Here is a 7,361-nt window from a genome sequence, read left to right as displayed (position 1 = left end):
AATGAAAAGAAAGACGTCACAGCACTTAATACCGAGTAAAAAAAACAACCCATTATCTAAATACGATTTATACCCTTCACATCACATTAACCACGGTAACATTGAAATAGGTTATAAAAGTTTGGCCGATACATTAGCCAACGAAAAAGTGGTGATTTTAGATGGTTATGTAGGTGTTGATTGGGAAGAAATCAAGCATCACTTAAGCGAAGCATTAGAAAATAGCGGAATAAAAACCTCATTTTTTAATATAGCTACATGTTTAAAAAAAGAAGATGACATTGCCAATATGGTAGCCCCATTTCTTGGTGGCAATGATCCAATTTTCGGACATAAAACCCATTTGGAACTCTCAGCATATTTTGATGAAAGTAAACTTTCAAATATCGTATTAGATTCAAATGCAGACCTCAATATTATTTTTGGAACCGGAGCAAGTCAATCACATGTAGAAGGGCTATTGGTATATTTCGATTTACCCAAAAACGAGCTTCAATTTCGCATGCGTGCCGATGCCATTACAAATCTGGGCTTTACGTCACCGAAAAACCATAAGCAAATGTATAAGCATTTCTATTTTGTAGATTGGGAAGTGCTAAACAGGGAAAAGAAAAGGCTATTACCTCAAATCGACATCATTGTAGATCAGCAACGACCAGATAATCCAACGTTTATGGAAGGTTCTGTTCTTAGAAAAGCCCTTAGCGATATGTCGCAAACCAGTTTTAGGGTAAGACCATGGTTCGAACCTGGCGTTTGGGGCGGTCAATGGATGAAAGAACGGTTTCAAGACCTTAACCAAGAGGTTCCCAATTACGCTTGGTCCTTTGAAATGATTGTCCCAGAAAACGGTCTGCTTTTTGAAAACAACGAATTACTCTTAGAAGTGTCGTTCGATATGCTGATGTTTCAGGAATACGAAAATGTACTTGGAAAAGCCGCTAACCGATTCAAATACGAGTTCCCTATACGCTTTGATTTTCTTGACACGTTCAAAGGAGGCAATCTTTCCGTACAATGCCATCCAAAACCTGATTACATAAAAAAGGAATTTGGGGAAAACTTCACCCAAGACGAAACCTATTATATTTTAGATGCTGGAGATGATGCCCAAGTGTATTTAGGCTTTCAAGAAAATATCAACCCCACAGAATTTAAAGAAGCTCTGGAGCATAGCTATGAAACTAAGGCGATATTGGATGTAGAAAAGTATGTGCAAAAACTTCCTGCAAAAAAACATGACCTCTTTTTAATTCCGCACGGTACCATACATTGTTCGGGTATTGATAATTTGGTATTGGAAATTAGTGCGACCCCTTATATCTTTACCTTTAAAATGTACGACTGGCAACGTTTGGATCTGGATGGCAACCCAAGACCTTTAAATATAGATAGAGCCTATGAAAATCTGAATTTTGAACACAAAGGACAAACGGTACAAGACACCTTACTATCGAAACCAAAAATAGAGGCTTCGGGCGACGGTTGGGAAAAAATACACCTTCCTACGCATCCCGATCATTTTTATGACATCTACCGTTACGAATTTAACGATGAAGTAACCATTAAAACCCAAGATCAATGTCATGTCCTTATGCTGGTAGAAGGCCAATCGGTAGAATTACTAATCAACGGCACCAAAAAAACGTTCCATTACGCCGAAACGTTTGCCATACCAGCAGCGGCAAAATCTTATACTTTAGTTAATAAAGGCCATAAAAAAGCAAAAATTATTATATCTTTTGTAAAAGAAGAATCCTGTTAGAAATGAAACAACTGTTCCCTCTCCTTTTTTTATCAATCCTATCAATACCTGCCTTTGGACAGCACAGCAGGATATGGGACATCGGAAAACCAGATAATAGCAGTTCGGAATTTGCATTATCGACAAACGAATACACCCGGTTTTTAGAAAAAGATTTTGGTTGGGAAGATAGATTCTTTGTTATAGGAGCTTCTAAAGACCATGAAGATTTTCCCTTTGTATTACCTGGGGCGTACGATTATTGGGGAGGCACCTCTGGATTGGCAGGTATCCGACCCCATCAATTAAATATACTATTTAGTATCGCTAAAAAGCCTAAAGCTGGTCAATGGCAATTGCTTATAGATATTTTGGACTGTAACTCTGAAAAACCGCCTTATTTAAAAGTCATAGTAAATGGAAAATCCTGGAAATTCAGATTAGAAAAAGGAAGCAATCCAGAAGCCTTAAAAGGAGAAAATAAGCATACTAAAGAACAAAAAATAACCATACCCATACCCCATGAATTAATTAAAAACGGCGGCAACAGTATTCAATTAACGGTTTTGGAAGGAAGCTGGCTCGTATTCGACCACATAGGCCTTAAAGGACCAGAAGATGTAAAATTGCTTCAAGCTGAATCCTTATTTGTAAAAGCGGTCGCTCCTGCCCATTATGAGTTGGTTCAAAATAAAACCAGAATCCAACCCCTTTTATTGGACGTTCAACATTTAAAAGGCAGCCCGTCACTTCAAGTTAAATTAGACGGAAAAGTCATTTTTAAGAAACAAGTAGAACATGGGAGACACATTTACGAAGTTCCCATGGAAGCCGTAGACAAACCGAAAAAAAGCAACTATTCCATTATGGTCGATGGTAAAGAAGTTGAAAACGGACGTGTACAACGTGGCCCGAAAAAAACAAATACGCTTTCAGACTATGTCAATACTAAAATAGGCACAGGGCATTCCAGATGGATGATCGCCCCAGGACCATGGATGCCATTTGGAATGGTAAAAATAAGCCCCGATAATCAAAATGAAGGTTGGCAGGCTGGCTATCAACCCTCCATAGAAAGCATAGGCACATTTAGTCACATACATGAATGGACCATGGCAGGTCTAGGTGTTTTTCCAACCAACGGGCCACTTATAACCCAAATTGGAGATCAGGAAGATCCAGATTCTGGTTATCGATCCCGGATTAACAAAGAAACAGAAGAAGCCCCATTAGGATACTACGCTGTCGATTTAACCGATTATAACATAAAAGCAGAACTTACCGCTACAACACGGTGCAGCTTTCAGCGTTACACCTACCCAAAAGAGGTTCCAAATTCTCGAATTTTAGTCGATTTAAAGATTCCGGCAGAATACGGTTATCTTATTAAAGAAGCCCATTTTAAAAAAGTAAACGATTATAAGATTGTTGGGTACAGCAAGCAAGTTTCCGAAGGCATTTGGGGCGAGCAATATTACCGAAGTCAAATGGTAGAAGACGGAGGCAAAAAACGGGAATGGGATGACATCAAACAAGAATACACCGTGCATTTTGTGATGGAGTTTGACCAACCCATAAAAAACTTAGGAATCTATGCAGATGGTAAGGAAAAAGGAAAAGAAGATGCCCTAACTGTAAACAAAGCAGATACATTCACGATAAATAACCCAGAAGATGTTGTCGCATTTATAGCATTTGATACCTCTAAAAATCAGGTCGTACAAACTAGAACAGGTATATCGTATGTGAGTATAGAAAATGCTGCTTTAAATTTAAAGAAAGAAATTGCAGAGCCTTTCAACTGGAATTTTGAAGGCGTTAGAAACCATCAAGAAGAGACTTGGAACAAGCTATTGAACCGAGTATTGATTACTACCGATGACCAATTGGAAAAAACACGATTTTATTCCAATATGTACAGAGCTTTGGTAAGCAGAAATATTTTTAGCGATGCAGACGGTAGCTGGGTAGATGCTAACGAAAACGTGCAGAAATTTAAAGATCCCAATGATGTTGCCTTAGGCTGCGACGCTTTTTGGAATACGTTTTGGAACCTTAACCAGTTTTGGAACCTCGTCACTCCAGAATGGTCCTCAAAATGGGTAAAATCACAATTGGCCATGTATCAAGCTAACAGATGGTTGGCAAAAGGGCCAGCAGGTATGGAGTATATTCCTGTCATGGTAGCAGAACATGAAATAGCCCTTATTGTTGGCGCCTATCAAATGGGAATTCGTGATTACGATACCGAAAAAGCATTTGAAGCCGTTTACAAAATGCAGACCACCAAAGGGGAACAAGTTGGCAATGGCTATGCGGGCAATAGAGATTTAGAAACCTATATAGCACATAAATACGTGCCTTATAACAAAGGACGCTTTTCGAACACGTTGGAATACTCGTTTGATGATTATACTGTATCGCAGTTCGCAAAATCCCTGGGAAAAGAAGATGCCTATAACGAATTTATAGACCGGGCATACTGGTGGAAAAATGCCATAGACCCCAACATGGGTTTCGCAAGACTTAGGCATTCCGATGGCTCTTGGTACCAAGATTTTAGCCCTATCGAAACAGGAGGCAATCATCAATACGTTGAAGGTAATGCTTGGCAACTTACATTTTTTGTACCCCAAGATGTCCCTGCCCTAGCCAAAATAATAGGCGAAGAAGAATTTGCAAAACGTCTGGATCAGGGGTTTGAAACAAGTAGCCAATGGCGTTACAATGCCCCTAATGAAAAATATTGGGACTTCCCCGTTATTCAAGGCAACCAACAATCCATGCATTTTTCATTTCTATTCAACTGGGTAAAAAAACCATGGCTTACCCAAAAATGGAACCGTGATGTTTTAGACCGTTATTATGGCAGCGGAATTTCCAATGCCTATTTGGGTGATGAAGACCAAGGACAAATGAGCGCATGGTTTTTAATGTCGGCTTTAGGTCTGTTCCAAACAGACGGTGGTACAAACGCAACACCTATTTATGAAATAGGAAGCCCTATTTTTGAAAGGACAGAAATTCATTTGAATCACATGTACGATAGAGGCCGTACATTTGTTATTGAAGCAGAAAACACCTCTTTCAATAACAAGTATGTTCAAAGCGCCACACTAAATGGCAAAATACTAAAGAACTTTTGGTTTCCAGCAAGTGAACTTTTAAAAGGCGGTCACTTAAAATTAATCATGGGAGCAGAACCAAATACCAATTGGGGCGTACACGAATTACCCAAATCACCTCAATCCGACTAAATCCTTATAAAATGAACATTGAAAAACAATACATATAAACACATGAAACGCCAAAAAAACAAAGTATTATTGCTCGTTCTGTTGTCTGTTATATTTTCATGCAACGAAAAAAAAGAGCCTGTAAAAAGACCTTTGGTCGATTTAACCCAATATGTAGATCCCCAAATAGGATCGGTACATGGCCGTTGGTTTTTCTACACCCCTGCTGCCCGCCCGTTTGGGATGGCAAAATTGGCACCCCACACCAATGCATACAATAGTCAAGGCGGTTGGGGACCCGTAGGTTATGATGACAGGCACACCTCCATAGAAGGATTTGGTCATTTTCACGAATTCCAAATAGGCGGTTTGGTATTCATGCCCATAACGGGAGATCTCAAAACAGTTCCAGGTTCCTTAGAAAACCCCGATGAGGGCTATCGGTCAAGGTTCGATAAATCTACCGAGCAATCCGAAACAGGCTATTACAGCGCACAGTTAACAGATTACAATATAAAGACAGAGCTTACGGCTACCCAAAGAGTGGGGTATCACCGATATACCTTTCCTAAAACCCAACAAGCCCATTTAGTTATCGACATAGGCCATAAACAAGGCGAAAGCAGCGATGTTACCGATGCTTATGCCAAACTGGTTAACGACAACGAAATTGAAGGCTATATTGAAACCTATCCCGAATACGTAAAATTTTGCGATCCAGGGAAACGTGTGAAAATGTACTTTGTTGCCAAGCTAAGTAAAGCTCCCATACAAACAGGTAGTTTTATAGACAGCATACAAACTCCGGGAGATAAGATGACCAAAGGAATCAATAATGGTCTTTATCTAACGTTTGCCATGGAAGACCAAGAGCTATTGGAAATACAGACTGGTTTAAGCCATACATCGATAGCCAATGCGCGATTAAATTTAGATACAGAAGCCAAAGGAAAATCTTTTGATGTGGTTAGACAGGAATCTAAAGAAGCTTGGAATGAAAAACTAAACCATATCGTTGTTGAAAGCAATAAAAAAGAAGATAAAATAAAATTCTATACTGGGCTTTACCATGCGTTGTTAGGTCGCGGCATATCCAATGATGTTAATGGCGATTACCCGATGATAGACGGTAACATAGGAAAGACCGAATTACATCCCGACGGTAGCCCTAAATACTATCATTTTAATACCGATGGTATGTGGGGCGGTTTTTGGAACCTGACCCAACTTTGGGCTTTAGCCTATCCAAAATATTTCAGCGATTACGTACAGTCGAATATCGATTTTTACAAAGATAGAGGCTGGTTGCACGATGGCGCTGCAAACGGAACATTCACCAACGGTGTACAAACCAATTTTCAAGGTCTGCTTCTAGCTTCTGCATACCATGTAGGCATACGTGATTTTGATGTAAAAACTGGATATGAAGCAGCATTAAAAAACGAACTGGAGTACCACGGTCGTAATTTAGGCAACGGCAAATACGACATGTCCTATTTTGTAAAAGAAGGCTATGTACCCTACAAAGACACCATTATTTCTAACGGATGGACCTTTAACTTTGGAGCTTCACATACTTTAGAGTACAGTTTCAGTTCCTATGCCGTGGCACAAATGGCTAAAAGCATGAAGGATGATAAAAACTATGAACAACTCACAAAACAAGCTTCCTTTTACAAAAACTTGTTTGATACCGAAAACAAATACATCCGTCCGAAATTAGAAAATGGCAATTTTATAGAAGATTTCGACCCCATGAGAGGTTGGGACGGTTTTCAAGAAGGCAATGCCTATCAATTTACTTGGTATGTGCCCCATGATGTAAATGGTCTTATGGAATTAATTGGCAAACCCTTATTTAATGAACGCCTCGAAACCATGTTCGATAATGCCCAAAAAAGTATGTTTGGAGGTGGTTCTGAAGAGATACATAGCTTCTCGGGCGTAGAAAAGCTGTATAACCACGGCAACCAACCTTGTTTGCACAATGCATGGCTGTTCAACTATTCTGGAAAACCTTGGCTTACCCAAAAATGGACACGCACCATTTGCAACGAATTTTATGGTACAGAACCCTTGCACGGATACGGTATAGGACAAGATGAAGACCAAGGGCAATTGGGCGCATGGTATGTAATGGCTTCCATGGGAATCTTCGATGTACAAGGTCATGCCTCGGCAAACCCAACATTACAATTTGGAAGCCCATTGTTTGATAAAATTACCATACAACTCGACCAGAGATACTATCCTGGTGAAACGCTTACCATTGAAGCACCTCAACAAAGCAACGATAGCCCTTACGTACAATCCGTTATGTTTAACGGGCAACCCATAGAAACCAACTGGATGTACCACAGAGACCTTATGAAAGGGGGCGT

The 7,361-nt window shown here is 39.8% G+C and carries 3 protein-coding genes; all 3 read left to right on the top strand.

Going from position 1 to position 7,361, the window contains the following annotated elements:
* Positions 1-1,765 (top strand): class I mannose-6-phosphate isomerase (locus AADI82_RS12260; protein WP_341216720.1); only part of this gene is annotated, 1,765 nt, incomplete at its 5' end.
* Between the two features lie 2 nt (positions 1,766-1,767).
* Positions 1,768-5,001, top strand: a complete 3,234-nt coding sequence (locus tag AADI82_RS12255) for a GH92 family glycosyl hydrolase (protein WP_341216719.1) — start codon at positions 1,768-1,770, stop codon at positions 4,999-5,001.
* Positions 5,002-5,043: 42 nt separating this feature from the next.
* Positions 5,044-7,361: GH92 family glycosyl hydrolase (locus AADI82_RS12250; RefSeq protein ID WP_341216718.1), on the top strand; the 2,318-nt coding region annotated here is incomplete at its 3' end.

The organism is uncultured Wocania sp., assembly GCF_964021735.1.
Classification (GTDB): Bacteria; Bacteroidota; Bacteroidia; order Flavobacteriales; family Flavobacteriaceae; genus Wocania_A.
The sequence above is the reverse complement of the archived record's forward strand: the minus strand, read 5'-3'. Positions and strand labels throughout refer to the sequence as shown.

What these genes read in the sequence shown, in the direction of transcription:
- AADI82_RS12255 (WP_341216719.1), top strand. Translation starts at nt 1,768, where the DNA reads ATGAAACAACTGTTCCCTCTCCTTTTTTTATCAATCCTATCAATACCT.